General features: G+C 68.4%; 16 protein-coding genes, 1 pseudogene and 1 riboswitch. Of the genes and pseudogenes, 6 read left to right on the top strand and 11 right to left on the bottom strand.

Going from position 1 to position 21,719, the window contains the following annotated elements:
• Positions 1–43 precede the first annotated feature (43 nt).
• Together G1C96_RS02535 and G1C96_RS02540 are read left to right on the top strand one after the other, a co-directional pair.
• Positions 44–2,266 (top strand): hypothetical protein, encoded by a 2,223-nt coding sequence (locus tag G1C96_RS02535; protein WP_169275049.1) that lies wholly within the window; start codon positions 44–46, stop codon positions 2,264–2,266.
• 60 nt (positions 2,267–2,326) lie between these two features.
• Entirely contained in the window at positions 2,327–3,130 is an 804-nt protein-coding gene (locus G1C96_RS02540) for an ATP-binding cassette domain-containing protein (RefSeq protein WP_169275050.1), read from the top strand.
• A gap of 46 nt (positions 3,131–3,176) precedes the next feature.
• Here G1C96_RS02540 and G1C96_RS02545 read toward each other — a convergent pair whose 3' ends face one another.
• Positions 3,177–4,376, bottom strand: coding sequence for a pyridoxal phosphate-dependent aminotransferase (locus tag G1C96_RS02545; protein WP_169275051.1), 1,200 nt, complete (start codon positions 4,374–4,376; stop codon positions 3,177–3,179).
• 94 nt (positions 4,377–4,470) lie between these two features.
• On the bottom strand, positions 4,471–5,235 hold the full coding sequence (gene ppgK / locus G1C96_RS02550; protein WP_169275052.1) for a polyphosphate--glucose phosphotransferase: 765 nt from the start codon (positions 5,233–5,235) through the stop codon (positions 4,471–4,473).
• Positions 5,236–5,407: 172 nt separating this feature from the next.
• Between ppgK and G1C96_RS02555 the strand changes: the two genes are divergently transcribed.
• Complete coding sequence (locus tag G1C96_RS02555; protein ID WP_169275053.1) at positions 5,408–6,190, top strand: nitroreductase family protein; 783 nt, start codon at positions 5,408–5,410, stop codon at positions 6,188–6,190.
• A gap of 130 nt (positions 6,191–6,320) precedes the next feature.
• Here G1C96_RS02555 and G1C96_RS02560 read toward each other — a convergent pair whose 3' ends face one another.
• Positions 6,321–7,358 (bottom strand): glycosyltransferase family 2 protein, encoded by a 1,038-nt coding sequence (locus G1C96_RS02560; RefSeq protein WP_417852158.1) that lies wholly within the window; start codon positions 7,356–7,358, stop codon positions 6,321–6,323.
• A gap of 83 nt (positions 7,359–7,441) precedes the next feature.
• Positions 7,442–7,593, top strand: a riboswitch (FMN riboswitch).
• 6 nt (positions 7,594–7,599) lie between these two features.
• Here G1C96_RS02560 and G1C96_RS02565 point away from each other — a divergent pair.
• A complete protein-coding gene (locus G1C96_RS02565) occupies positions 7,600–8,175 on the top strand; it encodes an ECF transporter S component (RefSeq protein ID WP_169275055.1) in 576 nt (191 codons plus the stop codon).
• Between the two features lie 120 nt (positions 8,176–8,295).
• Positions 8,296–10,770, top strand: coding sequence for an energy-coupling factor transporter ATPase (locus G1C96_RS02570; RefSeq protein ID WP_205832001.1), 2,475 nt, complete (start codon positions 8,296–8,298; stop codon positions 10,768–10,770).
• Between the two features lie 37 nt (positions 10,771–10,807).
• On the opposite strand, the gene G1C96_RS02575 is transcribed toward G1C96_RS02570, so the two are convergent.
• From G1C96_RS02575 to G1C96_RS02600, 6 genes are all read right to left on the bottom strand, one after another.
• Positions 10,808–11,977 (bottom strand): hypothetical protein, encoded by a 1,170-nt coding sequence (locus G1C96_RS02575; RefSeq protein ID WP_169275056.1) that lies wholly within the window; start codon positions 11,975–11,977, stop codon positions 10,808–10,810.
• 83 nt (positions 11,978–12,060) lie between these two features.
• A complete protein-coding gene (locus G1C96_RS02580) occupies positions 12,061–13,305 on the bottom strand; it encodes a hypothetical protein (RefSeq protein WP_169275057.1) in 1,245 nt (414 codons plus the stop codon).
• Positions 13,306–13,310: 5 nt separating this feature from the next.
• Entirely contained in the window at positions 13,311–14,162 is an 852-nt protein-coding gene (locus G1C96_RS02585) for an ABC transporter ATP-binding protein (RefSeq protein WP_169275058.1), read from the bottom strand.
• Between the two features lie 60 nt (positions 14,163–14,222).
• Entirely contained in the window at positions 14,223–15,023 is an 801-nt protein-coding gene (locus G1C96_RS02590) for a hypothetical protein (RefSeq protein ID WP_169275059.1), read from the bottom strand.
• Entirely contained in the window at positions 15,013–15,627 is a 615-nt protein-coding gene (locus G1C96_RS02595; RefSeq protein ID WP_169275060.1) for an RNA polymerase sigma factor, read from the bottom strand. The genes G1C96_RS02590 and G1C96_RS02595 overlap by 11 nt, the downstream gene beginning before the upstream one ends.
• A 208-nt stretch (positions 15,628–15,835) precedes the next feature.
• Positions 15,836–18,451, bottom strand: a complete 2,616-nt coding sequence (locus tag G1C96_RS02600) for an ATP-dependent Clp protease ATP-binding subunit (protein WP_169275061.1) — start codon at positions 18,449–18,451, stop codon at positions 15,836–15,838.
• Between the two features lie 137 nt (positions 18,452–18,588).
• On the opposite strand from G1C96_RS02600, the gene G1C96_RS02605 reads away from it, so the two are divergent.
• Positions 18,589–19,563, top strand: coding sequence for a universal stress protein (locus G1C96_RS02605; RefSeq protein ID WP_169275062.1), 975 nt, complete (start codon positions 18,589–18,591; stop codon positions 19,561–19,563).
• 737 nt (positions 19,564–20,300) lie between these two features.
• Here the strand turns inward: G1C96_RS02605 and G1C96_RS10435 are convergent.
• A pseudogene (locus G1C96_RS10435) lies at positions 20,301–21,237 on the bottom strand (DUF3027 domain-containing protein); the annotation flags it as partial.
• A gap of 57 nt (positions 21,238–21,294) precedes the next feature.
• On the bottom strand, positions 21,295–21,684 hold the full coding sequence (locus G1C96_RS02615) for a cold-shock protein (RefSeq protein ID WP_169275064.1): 390 nt from the start codon (positions 21,682–21,684) through the stop codon (positions 21,295–21,297).
• Between the last annotated feature and the right edge of the window lie 35 nt (positions 21,685–21,719).

The raw sequence follows: 21,719 nt of genomic DNA on the forward strand, positions 1-21,719 counted from the left end.
TCGGAAGCCATCCGCAGCCCCACCGGAAGCGAGGACCACACCCATGATGCACCCGTTCACCCGACGCACCCGTCCCCTCTGGCTCGCGGTACTGGCGGTGATCCTGGTGGAGCTCTTCGTGTTCAACATGGCGCATTGGCGTTCGCTCGGCCAGGAGGCCGTGATCACGGACGACTCGCACTTCGACATCGGCGCCGGACTGGTGGTGCGCGGCAAAGGCGCGTACGAGATCGTGGATCCCACGCAGGCGTATGTGGAGATCAACTCCTTCGACTCGACGGTCGGCTACGTCCACGTGGACGCGGCCGGCTCGTGGGACGAGATGCTGCAGTCGGCGCGCAGCCAGAACCAGGACGCCCGTCCCCACGACTCGCAGTCGCTGGCGCTGCTCGACGACACCTACGACACGGCCAACGAGACGCTGTCGATGACCAACGTGCGTCTGGACGTGCTCGTGGACGGCACGTGGCGCGCCAACACGGCCGACTACTACAACGCGAACATCGAGGAGGCGAACTACCTGCGCAACCGCGTGGAGGGCAGGGCCTCCGCGGTGCGCCTGTGGTTTCAGGAGGCCGCCGGCAGCAAGATCCGCTTCACCTCGTTCTCCGCCAACGCGCGCGTGCCGCTGAACGTCAACTGGATCCGCGTCCTGGTGATGGCGCTGACCGCCGCGTTCGTCCTCGCGTTCCGCCCCTCGTCGCCGCTGTGGCGCATCCCGCTGAACACGCATTCGCGCGCCCAGCGCTGGGCGATGATCGGGCTGCTCACCCCGGCGGCGCTGGCGGCGCTTTCGGTGACGCTGGGCAACCTGTGGCTCTTCTCCCCCGGCGTCTACCACCATCCGGGCCAGTTCACCTACGACTTCGACCAGTACGCGCATCTGGCCGATTCGTTCATCAAGGGCACGCCATGGCTCGATCTGCCGGTGCCGCCCGAGCTCGCCGCGGCCGCCAACCCGCTCGACATCGCCACGCGCAACGCGCTCGTGCAGTCCGGCGTGCACCCGGTGTACTGGGACTACGTGTTCTTCGAAGGCCACTGGTACTCGTACTTCGGCCCCATCCCCGCGCTGCTGCTCTACATGCCCTACCAGCTCGCCACCGGCGCCATGCTGCCCACGGCCACCGCGCTCGCGTGGATGATGTTCGGCGCGCTGGTCTTCGGCGCGCTGCTGGTGGTGCGCATCATCCGCCGGTACTTCCCCGGCGCGTCGCTGGGCGCCACGGGATTGTCGATCGCGCTGTTCGTGTGCGGCGCGAACATCCCGTACCTCATCTACCGCAGCAACTTCTACGCGGTGCCGATGACCTCGTCGCTGCTGGTGACCACGCTGGGCCTGTGGCTGTGGCTCGGCGCGAAGCGTCCCGACGGGCGGCTGTCGATGGCGCGCATCGCGTTCGGCTCGCTGTGCATCGCGGCGAACCTCGGATGCCGCACGATGTACGTGTTCGCGGCGCTGCTCGCCTTCCCGATCTTCTGGCAGGACATCCGGCGGATCCTGGCCGGCATCCGCGCGAGGACCCTCGGCATCGACGCCATCGTCAGGCCGGTCGCCGCCATGGTGCTGCCGGCCGTGGCGGTGGCGCTGCCGCTGCTGTGGTACAACCACTGGCGGTTCGGTTCGTTCCTTGACTTCGGCAACGACTACCAGATGACGGTCATCGACCTGACGAGCTACAAGGCGCCGCTCGGCGACCTGCCGCTGACCATCCTGTACTTCCTGTTCCTGCCGCCTCGCTTCATCGACGTGTTCCCGTTCATCGCCATCAGCCCATCGCCGTACGTCGAATGGCAGTACATGGAGCCGTCGATCGGCGGGCTCTTCGTGGCCATCCCGGTGCTGACGCTCGTCGTCATGCTGCCGTTCCTGCGCCGGCGCCTGCACGGGCGGCATCTGTGGGGCATGGCGTGCACGTCGCTGGTCCTCGCCGCGCTCGTCATGCTGTTCGACGCGCAGAAGGCCGGATTCGGCTGGCGGTACATGACCGACTTCAGCTGGCTCGTCACGCTGGCGGTGCTGTGCTGCGTCCTGACGTTCATGGACTCCACGCCCTCGCGCGACGCGCTGGACGCGGCGGACGGACGCACGGAGCGCGCCGTGTCCGCGGCGCAGCGGCGCATGGCGCTGGTCGTCGTGGCGCTGATGGTGCTGACCGCGGCGGTCACGTTCCTCTCGGTGTTCGTGGTGGGACGCCAGGATTCGATGTACCGTCTGGTGCCGGACCTGTGGAGCTCGTTCGGCTCCTGGTTCAAACTGTGGTAGACCCGAGATGACGGTCCGCGCCGCGGACCGCACGACGGCAACGCAACGGCAGGGGGAATCATGATCTTCGGTTTCGGCAGGGGCGGCGGGGACGACGTCGCACGGCATCCAAACGGGGCCACGTTCACGCTGGAGGGAGCGGGCTACGTCTACGACGACGGCGGGACGGGCCTGCTGACGGCCACGCTGCGCATCACGCCCGATGACCGCCGCGTGGCCGTCATCGGCCTCAACGGCTCCGGCAAGACGACGCTGCTGCAGCTGCTCGACGGCACGCTCGTCCCCACGCGGGGCTCCGCGACCGTGGCCGCGGGCGACGAGCGTCTCGACCCCGCATCGAAGCGCGACGCGAAACGCATCGGGCAGCTCGTGGGACGCGTGCGCCGCGAGGAGATCCCGAACGCGTTCTATCAGGCCAAGGACATCGGCGAGGCGCTGACGCAGACGCTCAGGAAGCGCAAGGTGGACGAGGGCACGTGCAACGCGATCGTGGGCAATCTGCTCGCGCACTTCAGGCTGGCGGACAGCGCGCGCCGCAACGCCTCCGAGCTCGATTCGGAGAAGCGACACCTGCTGGCCATCGCCGCCGCGCTGGTCTGCAACCCCTCGGCGGTCGTGGCGGACGAGCCCACCAAGGGGCTCGACGAGGTGGGGACCGCGCACGTGGCGGCCGCGCTGTTCGGCTACGACCGGCAGGTGGTCTTCGCCACGCACGACACCGCCATGCTCACGCGTCCGGAGTACGCGATCGGACGCGTGCTGGTGCTGGACGACCACCGCATCGCGTTCGACGGCGCGCCGGGAGACGCCGTGGCGTTCTACGACGATCTGATCCGCCGCAGGATGGCGGCGCTGCGCGGCTGAGCGCGGCCGAAGCCATCGACGGCGTCGAGGCCATCGACGCCGGACGCTATCCGATCATCGCGGCGACGACGTCGAGCACGGCGCGCACCTGCGTCTCGAACACGTCCGGCTCGGGGAGCAGCGAGATCGCCAGATAGCCGTCGGACGGCATGTCGAAGAAGTATCCGGGCTGCCCGGTCAGGCCGTGGTCGGCGATGAGCCGCAGCACGAGCTCGTTCTCGTCGATGACGCTCGGGAATCGCAGCAGCACGTTCCAGCCGCCCTCGGCGCGCAGCACCGAGACGAGGCCGTGCTCGTCGGCGTCCAGCAGCTCGTGCAGACGCCGCAGATTGTCTCGAACGCGTTCGAGAACCAGCGCGGTCTGCTCGCCCGCCACGGCCAGCAGCGCATCCATGCGGCTGGCGATGATGTCGCTCATCGGCAGGTAGTCGTCCGCGATCACGTCGAGGCGGCGCTTGGCCTCGTCGACGTCCTCCTCGGGACCGGAGACCTGGATCCAGCCGACCTTCGCGTTCGGCGCCGCCAGCATCTTGGAGAAGCCGTCGAGCGCGAACGTGAGCACGCCGCGCTCCCCCGCGAGCCTCGCGTTGCCGTCGAACGGCTCCAGCGCGTAGTCGAAGAACACCTCGTCGGCGATGAGTGCGATGCCGTGGTCGCGGCACAGTTCCACCAGCCGCGTGCGCTCCCCGGGCTTGACGTACGAGCCGGACGGGTTGTTGGGGTTGATGACCACCAGCGCGCGGATGCGCCCGCCGTCGGGCCCTTCGAGCAGCGCCTCAACGCCGGCCACGTCGATCATCCACGAGCCGTCGAACGGCAGCTGGTATTCGATCGCGTCCACGCATTCGAGGCCGCAGATGGACTCGATGAGCGGGTAGCCGGGCTTCGGCGCCAGCACCGCGTCGCCCGCGTCGCACAGTAGCTTGACGAGCCACGAGTACGCCTCGGACGTGGAGCTCAGCAGGTACAGGTCGTCCGGGTCCACGGGCGCGGCGTCCCGCACCCGTCCCGCCTCCATGCCGTGCAGTCCGGTCAGGTACGAGGCCAGCGATTCGCGCGCGTGGCGGGGCCCGCGCGGCTCCGCGGAGTACGTCCACGGCACCTCGGCGGAGCTCAGCCCGTGGCGCGTCGGGTTCGAGTCGTTGAGTCTGGCGAGCGTGCGCCCCTGCGCCCTCGCCTCGCGTTCGGCGACGGCGATGGGGTTGAGCGTGCGGGAGCCTACGCGGTCCGAGAAATGTACGGTCATGCGCCCCACCCTAGCGCGGATGCGCGAACATCCCGGCCTCGGGAACGCGACCGGGATGTTCGGATGGAGTCGGAGGGTTGGCGCCGAAAAGACGTCAGTTCCTGGTGCTGGCGTAGTACGCGGCGCCGACGATGCCCGCGGAGTTGCGCAGCTTGGCCGGCACGATGGGCGTCTTGATGTCCACGTACGGCAGGAACTTCTCGCTCACCTTGCTCACGCCGCCGCCCACGACGAACAGGTCGGGGTTGAAGTAGTGCTCCACCAGCCCGTAGTACTTGGTCAGGCGCTTGGCCCACTTCTTGTAGCTGAGCTCCTGCTGCTCGCGGATGGACGACGCCGCGTACTTCTCCGCGTCGCCCTTGCCGTTGGGCAGCTCGAGGTGGCCCAGTTCGGAGTTCGGGATGAGCACGCCGTCGTAGATGAGCGCGGTGCCGATGCCGGTGCCGAGCGTGGTGGCGATGACCAGGCCGCTCTGGCCCTTGGCAGCGCCGTACTGCACCTCGGCGAGACCCGCCGCGTCGGCGTCGTTGACCACGGTGATCGGGCGGCCGCACGCCTCGGAGAAGCAGCGCTGCACGTCCACGCCGATCCACGACTGGTCGAGGTTCGCCATGAAGTCGAGCGGCTTGCCGGGCTTGATCGGCGCCGGGAACGCGATGCCCACCGGGGCGTCGTCGGGCACCTCGAAATGGTCGAGCAGCTGACGGACGATGCCGCCCACCGCCTCGGGGGTGGAGTGCTCCGGGGTGAGGATCTTCAGTCGAGGCTCGGCGAAGTCGCCCTTGCCGAGATCCACGGGCGCGCCCTTGATGCCCGACCCGCCGATGTCCACGCCGAAGGCCTGTGCCGTCTCAATCATCCTTGATCTCCTTAGCTTGAGCTTGCATGATGCCCGAGGGCATCGAACCGGTACGACGATTGTACCGCCGAGCCGCCGCGACCCGGCGCCGCCGCACGCCGTTGTGAGACATTCGTCACACCTCGCGCGCCGCATGTCCGCGCGGCCACGCGGCAAGGCGATAATGGAGGGCATGGCAGAACATACGCAACTCATTGACGCAATCGACATCCGCACCACGATCCGCGCGTACGACCCGGACAAGATCGAGGACGATCAGGCCCGCCAGCTGAGCATGACGCTCGACGCCGTGAACATGCTCGCCGACCTGAACATCCAGCTCGTGCGCAACCAGCCGAAGGTCTTCGCCGAGGCGAACGCATCCGGCCACTACACGAACGCGGCGAACTATCTCGCCATCGTCGGCCCCAGGAACGACGACGAGGCCAGGGAGCGCGGCGGCTTCTACGCCGAACGCGTCGTGCTCGCCGCCACGCTGTACGGCCTCGGCACCGGCTGGGTCGTGGGCAGCTGGGACAAGGCCGAGGCGGCGCGCCACTGCCGCGTCACCAACAGCCAGGAGATCTACGCCGGCGTGGTCATCGGCCACCCGCAGAACCACCTGACGTACACGGCGAAGAAGTTCGAGGAGCTCACCGAGATCCAGCGCACGCACCGCCCCACGAAGTCGTTCGAGGAGCTCACCCGAACCATGTCCGACGAGGCGCGCGCCGCCGCCCCGCAGTGGTTCCGCGACGGCATGGCGGCCGTGGCCAAGGCGCCGAGCGCGCGCAACACGCAGCCGATCCTGTTCTCGTGGGATCCCGAGACCGGCACCGTCGTCGCCTCCATCGACCCGGAGCTCGACGGCCCGTACGCGCTCAACGATCTCGGCATCGCGAAGCTGCACTTCCAGCTTGGCGCCGGCACCGGCGAATGGGGCTGGGGCAACGGCGCGATGTTCATCAAGAAGTGACGCGCGCCGCGCACCGGGCGCAGGACCGGGCATGAGCGATGACGGCGGTCGGTCGGACGCCGCGGATCGGTTCCGCGGCGCCGGATCGGCCGCCGTCGGCGTTCGACGTCGGTTTCTCCGGCCGCTCCGCTCACTTCAGCGGCGGCATCGGCTTCCATTCGGGATCGCGCAGCAGCTTGTGCGAGTCGCGCCATCCCCTGACGATCTGCGCCATGCCGGTGCGCAGGTGGCCGCGGTCCACCATCACCAGACGGATCGTCTCCTTGGCCGCGGTGGCCAGCGTGCCCAGACCGAACAGCAGCGGGTTGTAGTCGCCGTGCACCTTGAAGTAGCGCGCCATGTAGCCGCGGTTGCGCATGATGTGGTAGCGGTTCATGTCCGACGTGGAGTTGAGCTGGCGCAGGCCGGCGATGTTCCAGTTGTCAATCTCGCGGGTGCGGCGCAGCACCACGTCCTCCACGACGATCGGCTCGGTGACCTTGCTGGCCAGATAGCCGTAGATCGTGTCGTCCCAGTAGATGAAGAACCTCGGGTCGGGGAATCCGATCCGCTCCACGACGCTGCGGCGGAACAGGCCGCCCTCGAAGCACATGGTGTTCATGACGCGGTGGCGCGCCGGGCCGAACGCGGCGGGCGCGATCGGGTTCGGGATGCCCAACGGCACGATGAAATGATACTGCCAGTAGAACGGGCCGCCGTCGTAGTCGTAACGGCTGCCCTGCACCACGTCGTGGCGGAGCGTCCACGGCGCGAGCTTCTCGATGCCGTCGGGCTCCACGGCGACGTCGTCGTCCATCACCCAGAACCATTCGGCGCCCAGCTCGTACGCCCTGCGCACGCCGGCGGAGAAGCCGCCGGAGCCGCCGAGGTTGTCGGCCTGCGGGGCGTACACCACGCGTTCCGCGTTGCCTTCCGCGTCGGGATCGGTGCTCCCCCACAGTCCGCGGACGTCCGCGGCGAGCTGCTCGACCATGCCGCGGGTCTCGTCGGAGTGCTCGTTGTCCACCACGACGATGCGCCACGGGGCGCGCGTCAGCTGCCTGATCGAATCGAACAGCGTGGCCAGCAGCCGCTGGCGCTTGTAGGTGACGATGACGATGGCGAGCTTCTCGATGGAGTTCTTCTCGACGGCGTTCTTCTCAGCACGGTTCTCAGTCATGGGGTCCATTCTTGCACTGCCCGCACCCATGCGCGGCGACGCCCGTGGCGAACGGCGTTCGGGGACGTCCAGGAACGGTGTATAGTGGCGTCTGCAAGTTTCAGGGAAGGTGCAATTCCTTACTGGCGGTGACGGGGCGACCGGGGTTCATAACGGCGCGCTCCGAAGCCCGCGACCCGCGCATGCGGCTGATCCGGTGTGATTCCGGGGCCAACGGTCAAAGTCCGGATGGAAGAAACGGAGTGCTCTCATGAGCGTGTCTTCGCCTACCGCCAATCATTCCACCGGCGTCTCGGATTCCGGACGCTGGTCCACCAAGCGCATCGCGGTCTACGCGCTGTTCGTCGCGCTGACCATCGTGCTCAGCTTCGTCGAGTTCCCCATCCTGCCGGGCGTGCAGTGGCTCAAGTACGATCCGTCCGGCATCGTGGCGCTCGTCGCCGGATTCGCCTACGGTCCGGCCGCCGCGGCGATCGTGTCCGTGCTGGGCTTCGTGCCGCACGTGTTCACCGACCCGTGGGGCGCCGCGATGGCGATCCTCGTATCGCTGGCGCTGAGCCTGCCCGCCGCCCTCGTCTACAAGCGCAACCGCACGCGCAAGGGCGCGGTGATCGGCATCGTCGTGGGCGCTGTCGTGGCCATCGTGGCGGCCATCGGCGGCAACCTCATCGTCTCGCCGTTCTACTTCAACATGCCGGTCTCCGCCGTGCTGCCGATGATCGTGCCGATCCTGCTGCCGTTCAACATCATCAAGATGGCGATCCACGGCGTGATCACGTTCCTCGTCTACAAGCCGGTCTCGAACCTGCTGGACAAGCGCGCCTAGCACTCCGTTCGTCCGCTCCCGTGGGGCATGACCTTCCCACAAGGCCGTGCCCCACGCGCGTATTGCGTCACCGTCGTCGCACCGTTCGCATCATCGTCAGCATCGTCTCAGGAAGGAATCATGACCGCCGCCATGACCGCATCCGCTCCCGATTCCGATCCCGTCGCCGTCCGGCTGCGCGACGTGCGCTTCCGCTACCACGACGTCGCCTCGTGGGTGCTGGACGGCGTGGATCTGACGATCCGGCACGGCGAATACGTGTGCATCGTCGGACCGAACGGCTCCGGCAAGTCCACGCTGGCGCTCATCATGGCGGGGCTTGCCGCGCCGGACTCGGGCACGGTGACGCTGCTCGGCAGTCGCGTCTTCGACGACGAGCGCGGCGCCGACCCGGACGCCTACCGCGCGGCGAGACACGGCATCGGCATGGTGTTCCAGAATCCCGAAGACCAGATCGTCACCACGGTGCTTGCAGACGATGTGGCGTTCGGCCCGGAGAACCTCGGCATGGCGCGCCCGGACATCGTCCGTCACGTGGATGCGGCGCTCGACGCCGTGGACATGGCCGATCATGCGACCGACGATCCGACGAGCATGTCCGGCGGCCAGCAGCAGCGCACGGCGATCGCCGGCATGCTCGCCATGAACCCGCGGCTGCTCATCCTCGACGAGCCGACCGCCATGTTGGACGAAGCCGCCCGCGCGGACATCATGCGCATCCTCGACGAGCTGCACGCGCGCGGCACCACGATCGTGCACATCACGCACAGCCCCGACGAGGCGCGCCGCGGCACGCGCATCGTGGAGCTCAACCGCGGTCGGATACGCGCTGACGAGGCGGGGGACGGCGGTGCCGACCGCCGGCGGCCCTTCCCCGCCGTCCTGGGCGAAGACGCAGCCGGAGTCGAAGGAACCCCGGCCTTCCCCGGCGTCAGGGATCCTTCGACTCCGCTGCGCTCCGCTCAGGATGACGGAGAACAACGTCCGATGCACTCCGCTCAGGATGACGGAAGGCAGCCTCCGGCGCACTCCGTTCAGGACGGCGGATCGCAATCCCCCGTCATCGCGATCCGAGGCCTGTCGTTCGCCTACTCCCCCGGTCGTCCGGTGCTCAGCGGATTCGATCTGGATGTCCGCGCCGGCGAGACGGTTGCGCTCATCGGCCGCAACGGCGCCGGCAAGTCCACGCTGGCTCGGCTGATCTGCGCGCTCGGCAGGCCGCAGGCGGGCAGCGTCACGGTGTGCGGCGTCGATGTGGCGCACGCGTCCAAGCGCGAACGCAAGGCGCTGCGGCGGCGCGTGGGCTACGTGATGCAGCACCCGGAGCGTCAGCTGTTCGCCGACACGGTGCGCGAGGACGTGGCATACGGCCCGCGCAATCAGGAGCTGGACGAGGATGAGGTGAATCGGCGCGTGGACGAGGCGCTGGAGCTGCTCGGCATTGCGCATCTGGCCGACCGCTCCCCGTTCGACCTGTCCGGCGGCCAGCAGCGGCTTGCGGCCATCGCGGGCGTGATCGCCTGCCGCCCGGACGTGCTGGTGATGGACGAGCCGACCGCAAGCCTGGACGTGGCGGCCGCGGCGCGCATTCGCGGGCTTGTCCGCACGCTGCACGACCGGGGCGTCACGATCGTGCTCATCACGCATGCGCGCGGGGAGCTGACGCTGGCGGACCGCGTGGTCGATCTGTCGCATGGTTCGGGCATGGCGAGGACGGACGCCGGCGCGAGCATCGCCGATGCATCCCGTGGCAGCGCTTCCCCTGCCGATGCGTCCCATGCCGACGTGCCTGGCGCGAGGTCTCGCGGCGATGCGAAATCGGTGCACCGCACTGATGCGATGTCCCGCATGGATCCGCGCGTCAAGATGACGCTGACGCTGCTGCTCATGTTCTCGGCGTTCGCGATCGGCAGCGTGTGGCAGCTGCTTGCGGGAGCCGTGCTGGTGACGGCGGCGATCGCCGCGGCGCGCATCAGCCCGTTGCGCCTGCTGGGCACCGTGCACCCGTTCCTGGCGCTGTTCGCCGTGACGGGCGCAGTGAACATGTTCTTCGTGCGCACGGGCACGCCGGTGTGGACGATCGGCCCGGTGACGATCACCGACGACGGCCTGTGGACCATGGCGATCTACATCCTGCGCTTCGCGATGGTGATCCTGCTGGGCGCGGTGTTCCTTGAACGCACCACACCCACGCAGATGACCGATGCGTTCGAGGCGCTGCTGTCGCCGCTCGCCCGCGTCGGCGTGCATACGCATGAGCTGTCGCTGGTCATGTCGCTGGCGCTGCGGTTCATTCCCACGCTCACCGGCGAGGCGCGCGCGATCGCGGACGCACAGGCGGCGCGCGGCGGCGACATCGAAACCGGCTCGCTCATGCAGCGCGCCCGCGCGATGGGCGCGATCGTGGTGCCGGTGTTCGCCGGCACGCTGCGGCATGCCGACAATCTCTCCCGCGCGCTGGACGCCCGCTGCTACGAGGGCGGCGCCGGCCGCACGCACTACCGGGTGATGGCCGTGGGCGCGCGCGACGTCGCCGCCATGCTCGTCACGGCCTGCTATCTGGCGGCGCTCGTCGCCCTCGCCTTCGTGCGGTAGAACGTCGCGCCGGACCGCACAGACGGCCGCACGGACGCTAGTCCGTCAGTTCCCGGCGCCGCAGCCGGCGCACGATGAACAGCCACAGCCCCACGGCGAGCATGAGCATCGCCGTCAGCGCGATCGCCTCCACGCCGGGCACGGCGAGGACGCGGTTGAGTGGATTGCCGAGGTAATACAGATACTTCCCGATCACGAAGTTGACGCAGCAGGCGGAGGCGACGGCGATGGGGATGACGATCAGCAGCATGCGGATGCCGTTGCTCTGCGCTCCGACGATGCCGGCGGACAGCAGCGCGAACGCGGCGGCGGCGAGTCCGGCCGTCAGCGCGTACGCCGCCAGCCATTGCAGCACCGTGCCGTCGAACCATGCGATGTCCCGATAGAGCGCCGAGTCGATGCCGAATCCCAGAATCGGGCGCATCCGCACGCCCAGCCACACGGCCCACAGACCGCCGACGAACAGGCCCGCGAGCGCGGCGGAGCAGCCGATCGCGCACATCTGCAATGACCGGATGCGCCGGCCCGTGCGGGACGACCACTGCAGCGCCGTCACATGCAGCTGCCGGTCGCGCGTCAGCGGGAAGGACGTGAGGATCATGGCGCACAGTGTCGCCGTCATGAGCATCCACTTGCCGCTGTCCTGCAGCGTGAGGTTCACGTTGTACTGCAGCATGCTTCTGCTGTCGTACTGCGCAGTCAAGGCGTCGATGCGCGCGCTCACCGTTGCGGGCAGCGCGCCGCACGGATAGCCGTCCCACGCCTCATGGAGGGTATAGCAGGCCTGATCCAGCAGTCGGGCGCGCAGCTCGTCGGCGCCGATGTCGGCCTGGCTCTGGATGAGTTCGAGGGCGTTGATCCGCTGGTAGGAGGCGAGCCGGTATGCGTCGATCGCCGGCGCATCCTTGCCGGCCGTCATGCGCTCCGACCATGCCTGGTAGGTGTCATAGTCGGTCACGCCCTGCTCCCGCGCCTGCGGGTCGGCCGCCATGTCCGCCGCGAACGCCTGCTTGGCCTTGTCGATCTCGGATCGAATGCGCTCTCGCGCGCGGGCATCGTAGACGGGGCCGAATTCGGCGCTTTCCGCCACCACGTCCGCTCCGCCGTTGTTGAGGTACGTGAAGTTGACGATGAAGAACGAGCCGACAAGCAGCACGATCAGCGCGGCCAGCACCGGCAGCGGCCGCCATATCTTGCGCATCTCCATACCGAAGACCCTCCATGCGGCGGACCGGGCGGCGTTGCTGCGGGATGCGTTGCCGCGTCTTGCGTATCTGTGATCTGTGCGGGTCATGTCAGGTCCTTTCTCGAATACGCCCTGCGCGCGACGACGAGCGCGATGGCGCAATATGCCGTGGAGATGAGCATCACGATGGTCTCCTGCCATGGGACGACGGCGTGCATGTGCATGTCGGAGAACCACAGATTGGCGTTGGCGAGCGCGTACATCGGCTGGATGCCGAGCAGCTGGTAGGCCAGCGCGTCATGGACGAACATCATGGCGACGAGTCCGGCGGCGCCGAACGCCATGACGCCGCCGAACGCGGCGAGCACGCTGCGCAGGAGCAGGCCGAGCGTGCCGGCGAACAGCGCGAACGCGAGGACGAACAGCATCCCGAGTCCGAGCGAGGCACACAGGTAGCCGCCCACGCTGAAGTCCGCCCAGGTGATGAACGGCTGCAGGCCGGCGTCCGTGGTGACGCCGAACATGCGGCTGGACACGTTGGCGCCCCATAGTCCGGGGATGCGGAAGGCGAGCACCCAGACGGCCAGGAATCCCGCGCCGAGCACAGCGTAGGCGGCGAGCGCGCATCCGATGCCGACGGCGAGTCTGCACGTCACGGTCCTTCTGCCGGTGCGGCTGGCGCAGATCAGCGGCGTCATGCGGTGGAACCAGTCGCCGCCCACGGCATGGAGCACGATGAGCGAGCCGAGGATCATGCTTTCCAGCAGGATCGTCTGCATCAGCGTCGCGGCGGCCCCGTGCAGCACCGTGCTGATCCGCCCGGCCAGAAAGTCATCGTCGGCTCCGACGGCGGTCAGATGCCGCGCGCGCGATTGGACCCACCGGGCCTTGAGCTGCATCTGCAGGGCGAGATGCGGATGCCCCTGTTCGTTGAGCTTCGCCGCGTAGCGGTCTCCTGCGGCGATGGGATCCCAGCCCTCGTATCCCGGGCCGAGCGCGGACTGGACGTACTGCATGAGCTCGTCGCGCTCGACGGAGGCCGGCTCCGCTTCGAGCCGTGCGACGAACCGGTCGTCGACGGTGGTGCCGAGCCGCTGCGTCACCTCGATGGCGTAGTCCACGTCGGCGCGCCAGCCGCTGACGGAGGCGAGCAGCGCCCACGAGTTGAGCAGCAGGCAGACCGCCAGGAATCCCCAGAGCGCGGGGAATCGCACGATCCTGCGCAGTTCCCAGACGGCGACAGGCCATGAGCGCCCTGATTCGCGGCGCGGCGCCATGAACCGTCCCTGCGACGCCGCGCGGGGCGGCGGCTTGCCGGGCTTCCCGCCCGCAGAGATGTGCCGTGCCATGGCGATCACTCCCCGTAGGTCATGAGGAACGCGTCCTCGAGGTTGGGCGCGACGGGCGTGATCGCGTCGCCGGCGGCGAGCGGCGCGGACGACCAGATGCGCTGCCGCGTTTCGGCCCCGTACTGCACTTCGCTCAGCAGCCGCTGCCCGTCGCCGAGCGGCATGCCGCTGGGCACCTCCCACACGTGCCCTTCGAGTTCGCCGCAGATCGTGGCGGGCGTATCGCAGCGCAGCACCCGAGCATCCTTGAGCATGATGATCTTCCCGGCGATCGTCTCCAGATCGGAGACGATGTGCGTGGAGAGGATGACGATGCGGTCCGTGGCAAGATCGTGGATGATGTTGCGGAATCGTACGCGTTCCTTGGGATCGAGGCCTGCGGTGGGCTCGTCGAGGATGAGCAGCTGCGGCTCGGCGATGAGCGCCTGCGCGATGCCGACGCGCTGGATCATGCCGCCGGAGAACGTCTTCATCTTCCTGTCCGCCGCGTCGGAGAGCCCCACGAGGCCGAGCAGCCGTTCGATGCGCTTGTCCGCGCGGGCGCGCCGCACGCCCTGCAGCGCGGCGATGTAGCGCAGGAACTGGCGGGGCGTGTAGTTCGGATAGTAGCCGAACTCCTGCGGCAGATAGCCGAGCAGGCCGCGGTACCGGTCATCCATGGCGATGATGTCCTCGCCGTTCCATCGGATCGACCCGTCCGTGGGGAACAGCAGCGTGGCGAGCATCTTCATGAGCGTGGTCTTGCCCGCGCCGTTGGGCGCAAGCAGACCGTACACGCCCTGCTCGAAGGTGAGATTGACGTCCTTGAGCACGGCGGTGCCGGAAAACGTCTTGGTGACATGTTCGACGGTGAGCATGATCGGCCCTTTCTTCACGGTTGGATGACACGATGACTGGATGACGCGGCTGGATGGCCGCTAGGCGCGCGCCCTTGCGAGGCGGACGGCGGGAACGTTCATCTGGCGCCGCAACGCGGCGACGAACAGCACGGCGAGTCCGACGGCCACGCCCAGACTCACCGCGGCGGGCAGACGTTCCAGCAGGGCCGTCACCGGTCCGCCGCACGTCCAGCCGATGCCGGACAGCGCCAGCCATGCCGCGGGCATGACCGCCGCTCTTGCCGACCATGCGCAGCGGACGTCCGCGGCGAGCTGGCCGAGCGCGAACAGGAACAGCGAAGCGAACGAGACGCCCAGCATGGTGATCAGGGGCAGTCGTCTGCCGCTCGCGGCGTCGACGGCCAGGGCGCCCGCGGTGTTGGCAAGCACGGATATCGTGCCGAACGCCAGCATGCGCACCGCGGCGAGGCGGCGGAACGACCAGCGGCAGACGCGCCACAGGTCGAGCGTGCGACGTTCGCGCTCCTTGAGCATGACGAGCAGATGCACGATCTCGTACAGGAACGGGGAGATCAGGAACATGAGCACGGCCAGACGCCCCTCGCCGGCCCCGTCCGCGGCGGCGAGGAATCCGCCTGCGCCTGCGACCAGCAGGCCCCAGAGGCATGCTGCGGCCATGATTCCCAGAAACACGCAGTCCCATACGCCGAAGAACAGGTCGCGCAGGCCCACGGAACGGACGAGCGCGATCACGACGTCGGCGAGGCGCGTTCGGGTCGGCATGCCGCGCGCCACGATCATGGCGATGCTGGCGTCCCGTTCGGACGCGCTCGGATAGGGAATGCGTCCGCCCGGCATATCGTCGTCACTATGCTTCATCGCCGAACTCCTTTCTCAGCAGTGCCGTCAGCCGGTAGTAGCGCGCCTTGACGGTGGATTCGCTCTCCCCCGCCGCGGCGGCGATCTGCGCGAAGCTCTGCCCCGCGTAGAGATGGAGCCGGAACGTCTCCTGCACGGCCGGATCGCACTGCGCCACGCGTTCCTCGATCCGTGCAAGCAGGTCGCGGCTGATGGCGAGATCGGCCATGTCCGGGATGCGCACGTCCGGCAAGTCGATTCCCGCAGCGAACGCTTCGCCGTCGTCGGGCCCTCCGGGACCGCCGGTGTCCAGCGACACCGCGGCCGGCCGTGCGCGACGGCGCATGTCGATCACCTTGTGCGCCGCGATGCGGTACAGCCACGTCGTGAAGGACGCGCGATCGGGATCGTAGGAGGGCAACGACCTGAGGGCCGCGATGAACGACTCCTGCACGAGGTTCATGGTCTCCTCGCGGTCGCCCACCTGCCGCCAGACGAAGGCGAACAGGCCATCGTAGTGCTCCCGCACCAGCGCGTCGGCGGCTCGCGTGGAACCGCGCAGGATCCGACGGATCCTGGCCGCGTCTCGATCGCGTCGTCGTGCGTCCGATGCGGAGCCGAACATGTCACCTCCTTCGCCATGCCGGCCGGTCCGTGTCGCCATGCGCCGTCGCACTCGGTGCCGGACCGGTTTGCCGTCTCCAGTGAAGTATTCGTGGCTCGTGCATGGATAGTTGCACGGCGTGTCGCGCTCGTGCCGGCGTCCCCGGGCATGCGAAAGGGGCCGGCTCCTTGCGGAACCGGCCCCTGATCACGGCGTCGTCAGCGCGACGTCACTCGCCTGCGGGCTGCGGTGTCTCGCCGCCATCCGTGGAGGACGACGCGGACGCATCGGCGCCCACCAGCTCGGGCTTGGCGTCGGCGTTCGCGTCGCCTTCGGCAGCGGTCTTGCCGTCACCGGCGGCAGCCTCATCGAACTGCTCGCCCCTGAAGGTGAACTCGCCCAGAATGCCCTCGCCCTCGGCGTCCACGACGACCTTCTCGCCGTCCTTGAGCTCGCCCATGAGGATCTTCTCCGAAATGGCGTCCTCGATGTCGCGCTGGATCACGCGACGCAGCGGACGGGCGCCCAGCAGCGGGTCGAAGCCCTTCTCCGCGAGCAGGTCCTTGGCCTTGTCCGTGAGCTCGAGCGCCATGTGGCGGTCGAACAGGCGCTTGTTGAGCAGCGACACGTCGAGGTCGACGATCTGGCGCACCTGCGGCTCGGTGAGCTGACGGAACACGATGATGTCGTCCAGACGGTTGAGGAACTCGGGGCGGAACTGCTGCTTGAGTTCGGCGCTCACCTGATCCTTCATGCGCTGGTAGCTCGACTCGGTGTTGCTGCCCAGCGAGAAGCCGGTGGTGGCCGACTTGGCGATGTCCTTGGAGCCGAGGTTCGTGGTGAGGATGATGATGGTGTTCTTGAAGTCCACCTTGCGGCCCTGGCCGTCGGTCAGGTGGCCGTCGTCCAGCACCTGCAGCAGCGTGTTGAAGATGTCCGGGTGGGCCTTCTCGATCTCGTCGAACAGCACCACGGAGAACGGCTTGCGGCGCACCTTCTCGGTGAGCTCGCCGCCCTCCTCGTAGCCGACGTATCCCGGAGGCGCGCCGAAGAGGCGCGACGCCTGGTACTTCTCGGAGAACTCGGACATGTCCACGCGGATCAGCGCATCCTCGTCGTCGAACAGGAACTCGGCGAGCGTCTTGGCCAGCTCGGTCTTGCCCACGCCGGTAGGGCCGGCGAAGATGAACGAGCCGGTGGGGCGCTTCGGGTCCTTGAGGCCCACGCGGGCGCGGCGGATGGAGCGCGACAGCGCGGCCACGGCCTCGTCCTGGCCGATGATGCGCTTGTGCAGCGCGGCCTCCATGCCCATGAGCTTCTTGGATTCGGCCTGCGTGAGCTTGAACACCGGAATGCCCGTGGTGGAGCTGATCACCTGCGCGATCACGTCCTCGTCCACGACCATCTTGACGTCGGACTCGCCTTCGCGCCAGGAGGATTCCTTCTCCTTGCGCTCGGCCTCCAGCTTCTCCTGCCTGTCGCGCAGCTCGGCGGCCTTCTCGAAGTCCTGGTCCTTGATCGCCTTGTCCTTGTCGTCCGAGACCTTGGCGATCTTGGAGTCGAGCTCCTTGAGCTCGGGCGGGGCGGTGAGGCGCTTGATGCGCAGGCGCGCACCGGCCTCGTCGATCAGGTCGATGGCCTTGTCCGGCAGGTTGCGGTCCTGGATGTAGCGGGCCGACAGCTCCGCCGCGGACTGCAGGGCGCCGTCCGTGATGGTGACGTGGTGATGGTTCTCGTAGCGCTCGCGCAGACCCTTGAGGATCTCGATGGTCTCGGCGATCGTCGGCTCGTGCACCTGGATCGGCTGGAAGCGGCGTTCGAGGGCCGCGTCCTTCTCGATGTACTTGCGGTACTCGTCCGTGGTGGTGGCGCCGATGGTCTGGAGCTCGCCGCGCGCCAGCATGGGCTTGAGCATGTCGGAGGCGCCCAGCGCGCCGTCCGCGGAGCCCGCGCCCACGATGGTGTGGATCTCGTCGATGAACAGCACGATGTCGCCGCGCGTCTTGATCTCCTTGAGCACCTTCTTGAGGCGCTCCTCGAAGTCGCCGCGGTAGCGGGAGCCGGCCACCATGGAGCCGAGGTCCAGCGAGTAGACCTGCTTGCCCTTGAGGGTCTCCGGCACGTCGCCGGCGTTGATCTTCTGCGCGAGCCCCTCCACGACGGCGGTCTTGCCGACGCCGGGCTCGCCGATGAGCACCGGGTTGTTCTTGGTGCGGCGCGACAGCACGACCATGACGCGCTCGATCTCCTCCGAGCGGCCGATGACCGGGTCGAGCTTGCCCGCCGCCGCCTCGGCGGTCAGGTTGCGACCGAACTGGTCGAGGATGGCGGAGCCGGTCTGGCTCGCCTTGTTCTGCACGCCGCCGGCGTTGGCGAGATCGCCCTTGCCGGATTCGGAGCCGGAGCCGGCGTTGCCGCGGATCATGTCGATCGTCGCGGTGCGCAGCTCGCCCAGATCCACGCCCATCTTGATGAGCACCTGCGTGCCCACGCCCTCGCCCTCGCGGATGAGGCCGAGCAGGATGTGCTCGGTGCCGATGTAGCTGTGGCCCAGCTGCAGCGCCTCCCTCAGGCTCAGCTCGAGCACCTGCTTGGCGTGCGGCGTGAAGGGAATGTGGCCGTTCGGAGCCGCGTTGCCCTTGCCGATCATCTCCTCGACCTGCTTGCGGGTGGCGTCGAGCTCCACCCCCTTGGAGGCCAGCGCCTTGGCGGCGACGCCCTCGCCCTCGCGGATCAGACCGAGCAGCAGATGCTCGGTGCCGATGTAGTTGTGCTGAAGGGCTCGGGCCTCCTCCTGCGCGAGCACGATGACGCGCCGCGCACGGTCGGTAAACCGTTCGAACATGCTTGTCCTTCCTGTGAAACTCCTCAATACTCTACCGATGCTCGGTGACGTTTATTCGCCGCGTCCGTGTGATTGCGCTCACAGCGGGAAAAAGACCGATATGCTTGGAACTGTCACACATCTAAGGGAGGTGGACGATGACGCAGTACGAGCACACTGCGAACCGTCTGGCCGACATCGTGGTCGGCGTGGACGGTTCCGACGAGTCCTTCGCGGCGTTGCGATTCGCATTGAAGGAGGCCGGCATCACCGGCCAGAAGGTGAACGCCGTCTTCGGATGGACGCATTCATGGGACATGGGCGCGGAGCCTGACAGCGACGAGGCGTGGAACGCGATGCGGCGCGACATCGCCGCGGCGCTGCGTTCGTGGGTCGAGCGCGCGAGCGAGGGCATCGACTTCGACCCGGACAACCTGGAGCTGACCTCCGTCAAGGCCACGGGCACGTCCGCGCTGCTGCAGATCGGCAGCGACGCCCAGCAGATCGTGGTGGGACGCCGTTCCCTGGGGCGCGTGGCCCGCTGGTTCCTGGGGTCGCTGTCGGCGTCGCTGGCCGAGGCCTCCAAGTCGCCGGTCACCGTGGTCCGCATCGTGGACGACGAAACGCTGAACGTCGAGGACAGCATCGCGGACGCGCTGGCGCCCGCCGACGAGCATCCCGCCGAACATCACCGCCAGACGGTCCGTCCGGACCGTCGTCCGGTGGTGGTGGGCGTGGACGGGTCCCCCACCAGTCGCCATGCGCTGGCGTTCGCGGCGCACGAGGCGCACGTGCACCGCCGTCCGCTGCACGTGATGTTCTGCTGGCAGCTCAAGGATCTGGGCACGGTGCCGGGATACGAGAACGCGATCGCGCCGATCGACGCCGGGCAGCGCCGCGCCGAGGAGATCGTGCGCCGGACCGTGGAGCAGGTGCCGATCCCCGACGACGTCGCCGTCGAGACGCACGCCTTCCACATCCCGGCGTCCAAGGGACTGATCAGCGCGTCCCGCTACGCGAGCTGGCTGGTGGTCGGCTCGCGCGGTCTGTCCGGGCTCGATGCGCACTTCCTGGGCTCGGTTTCCAAGCAGATCGTGAACTTCGCGGAGTGCACGGTCACCGTCGTGCACTGAGCCGTGCGCACGGGTGTGGCGGCGCGTTCCGCACGCCCGTGACGCGGATGGGCCCTTCCCGGATCAGTTCCGGGAAGGGCCCATCCATATGTCCGTTCGTTCCGCCGTGCGGCGCTACTCCTCCGATCCGCGTCCGGCATCATCGGCGGGTTCGTCGCCGGCGGTCTCATCCTCGTCGGCGGATGCGTCCGCGTCCTCCGCATCGTCCGCCTCGCCCGGTTCGGGCGCGGTCTCGGTCAGATCGACGACGGTCTCCAGCTCCGGGGAGTCCGGAACGGCCGCGTGCTCGGCGATCTCCTCGTCGGAGGCGTCCTCGTCGGGCACCGTCTGCGCGTCGATGTCCGCGTCCGTGGCCACGTCGTCCTCTTCGGCATCGTCCGTGCCGTCGTCGTCCGTCCCCGCGGGCGCCACGTCCCCGTCGGTTCCGGCGGTCCCGACGGAACCCTCGCCGGGATCCGTCGCGGCGTCGCCGCCGGCCGCATCGGAGGTTGCCGCGTCGACCCCGGAGACATCCCCCGCGTCCGCTTCGGCCGGAGCGGACGTCTCCCCGTCCGGCGCCTCGGATCCGTCGCGGACCGGCTCGGCGTCGCCGTGCCCGACGCCGTCGAGCCCCGTGCCGCCGTTGTCCTCGTCGCCGGTCCCGTCCGTGGGCTCCGTCTCGGGCTCGGGATCGCCGTCCATGCGGGCGAGCTGGTTGCCCTCGCCCAGTCTTTCGAGCAGCTCGATCTCGCCATGCTCGTCGCGGGGACGCTGCGCCACCACGTCGATGTGCAGGTCGTCGAAGGCGGGCTTGGACTGCACCCACAGCCGGCTCGGCTCGGGCGGATCGATCTCGGAGTGCTCGCCGCAGCCGTGGTCGAGCGAGACCACGCGGCCGTCGTCCGGACTCCACTTGTTGGCGCACACGCCGAACATGAGGTTGAGTTCGCCCTTGAGCGGGATGAAGAACCCGCAGGATTCGCAGGCGAGTCCCCCCGCGGTCTTGGTGGAGAGCGCCTTCGGGCCGTGCGGGCCCTCGTACCAGCGCTTGGCGGTCTGGGAACGGCCCAGCGGGCTGAGCACGTGGCGACGGGACAGATCAAACTCGCTGATCGCCTCGGCCATGTCCTCGGGGGACGACGTCGACGCGGCGTCCACCGCATCGGCCCCGGCTCCGCCATCGGTATCCGCATCCGCGGCGGTCTCGTCGGCGGAGGGAACGGCATCGGGATCCGTCTCGGGGGAACCGCCGTCCGTCCCGGCAACGTCGCGTTCGGCCTGCGCGGCATCGCGTTCGGCCTGCGCAGCGTCGACGACGTCGCGCATCTGCGAATCGGTGACGCCCGGTTCCATGCGCGGATCGTCCGGATCGGTGCCGATCGAATCCGTCACCGAAAGATCGGTGGGTTCCAGACGGTCCTTCCATGGCACCCACTTGGGCGGCATCAGGGCGGCGTCGGTGGGCACGAGCGTGGATTCGTTGACCGTCCAATGGTCGAGCTCCTCGTCGTGGTACAGCGTCACCGACCACTGCCAGCCCTCGTAGCCGCGCACCTTCGAGACGAAGCGGAAGTCGGTGACCCCGTCGCCCAGCTCGATGCCGCCGACGAAGTCGCCGACCTCGGACTCGTTCTCCGCGGTCTCGAACGCGACCGCCTGTGCGATCGCCTGGGGATCGAGCGTCGTATCCGGCATCAGCCCACCTTCACGTTCCGTTGCTTCCATCGCCATCCTCCGCGCCGCCAAGGACGACTATTCCTGCACGTCGAAGTTGTCGGCCACGGCACGCAGCAGCGTGGCCAGCTTCTTCGACTCGACCTGCGACGGATAGCGGTGGCGGCGCAGCGTGTTGCCGGCCGAGTCGAGCAGCTTGATGAGGTCCTCGCAGATGGCGGCCATGTCGTCCGGCTTCGGACGGGTGGCCTTGACGAGCGACGGCACCGAGGCCGCCACGCTCACGCCCATGGCCTGAGGGCCCTTGCGGCCGTCCACCACGGAGAACTCCACCTTGGTGCCCTTGCGCAGCGTGGTGACGCCCGCGGGCAGGGCCGCCGACGGCAGGAACACGTCCGCGCCGGAGTCCTCGGCAATGAATCCATATCCCTTGTTGGCATCGTACCAACGCACACGACCGCTGGGCATCGCTAACCTCCACTCGTCACCCGTGCAAGCCCCTG

The sequence above is a fragment of the Bifidobacterium moraviense genome (assembly GCF_012932365.1).
Lineage (GTDB): Bacteria > Actinomycetota > Actinomycetes > Actinomycetales > Bifidobacteriaceae > Bifidobacterium > Bifidobacterium moraviense.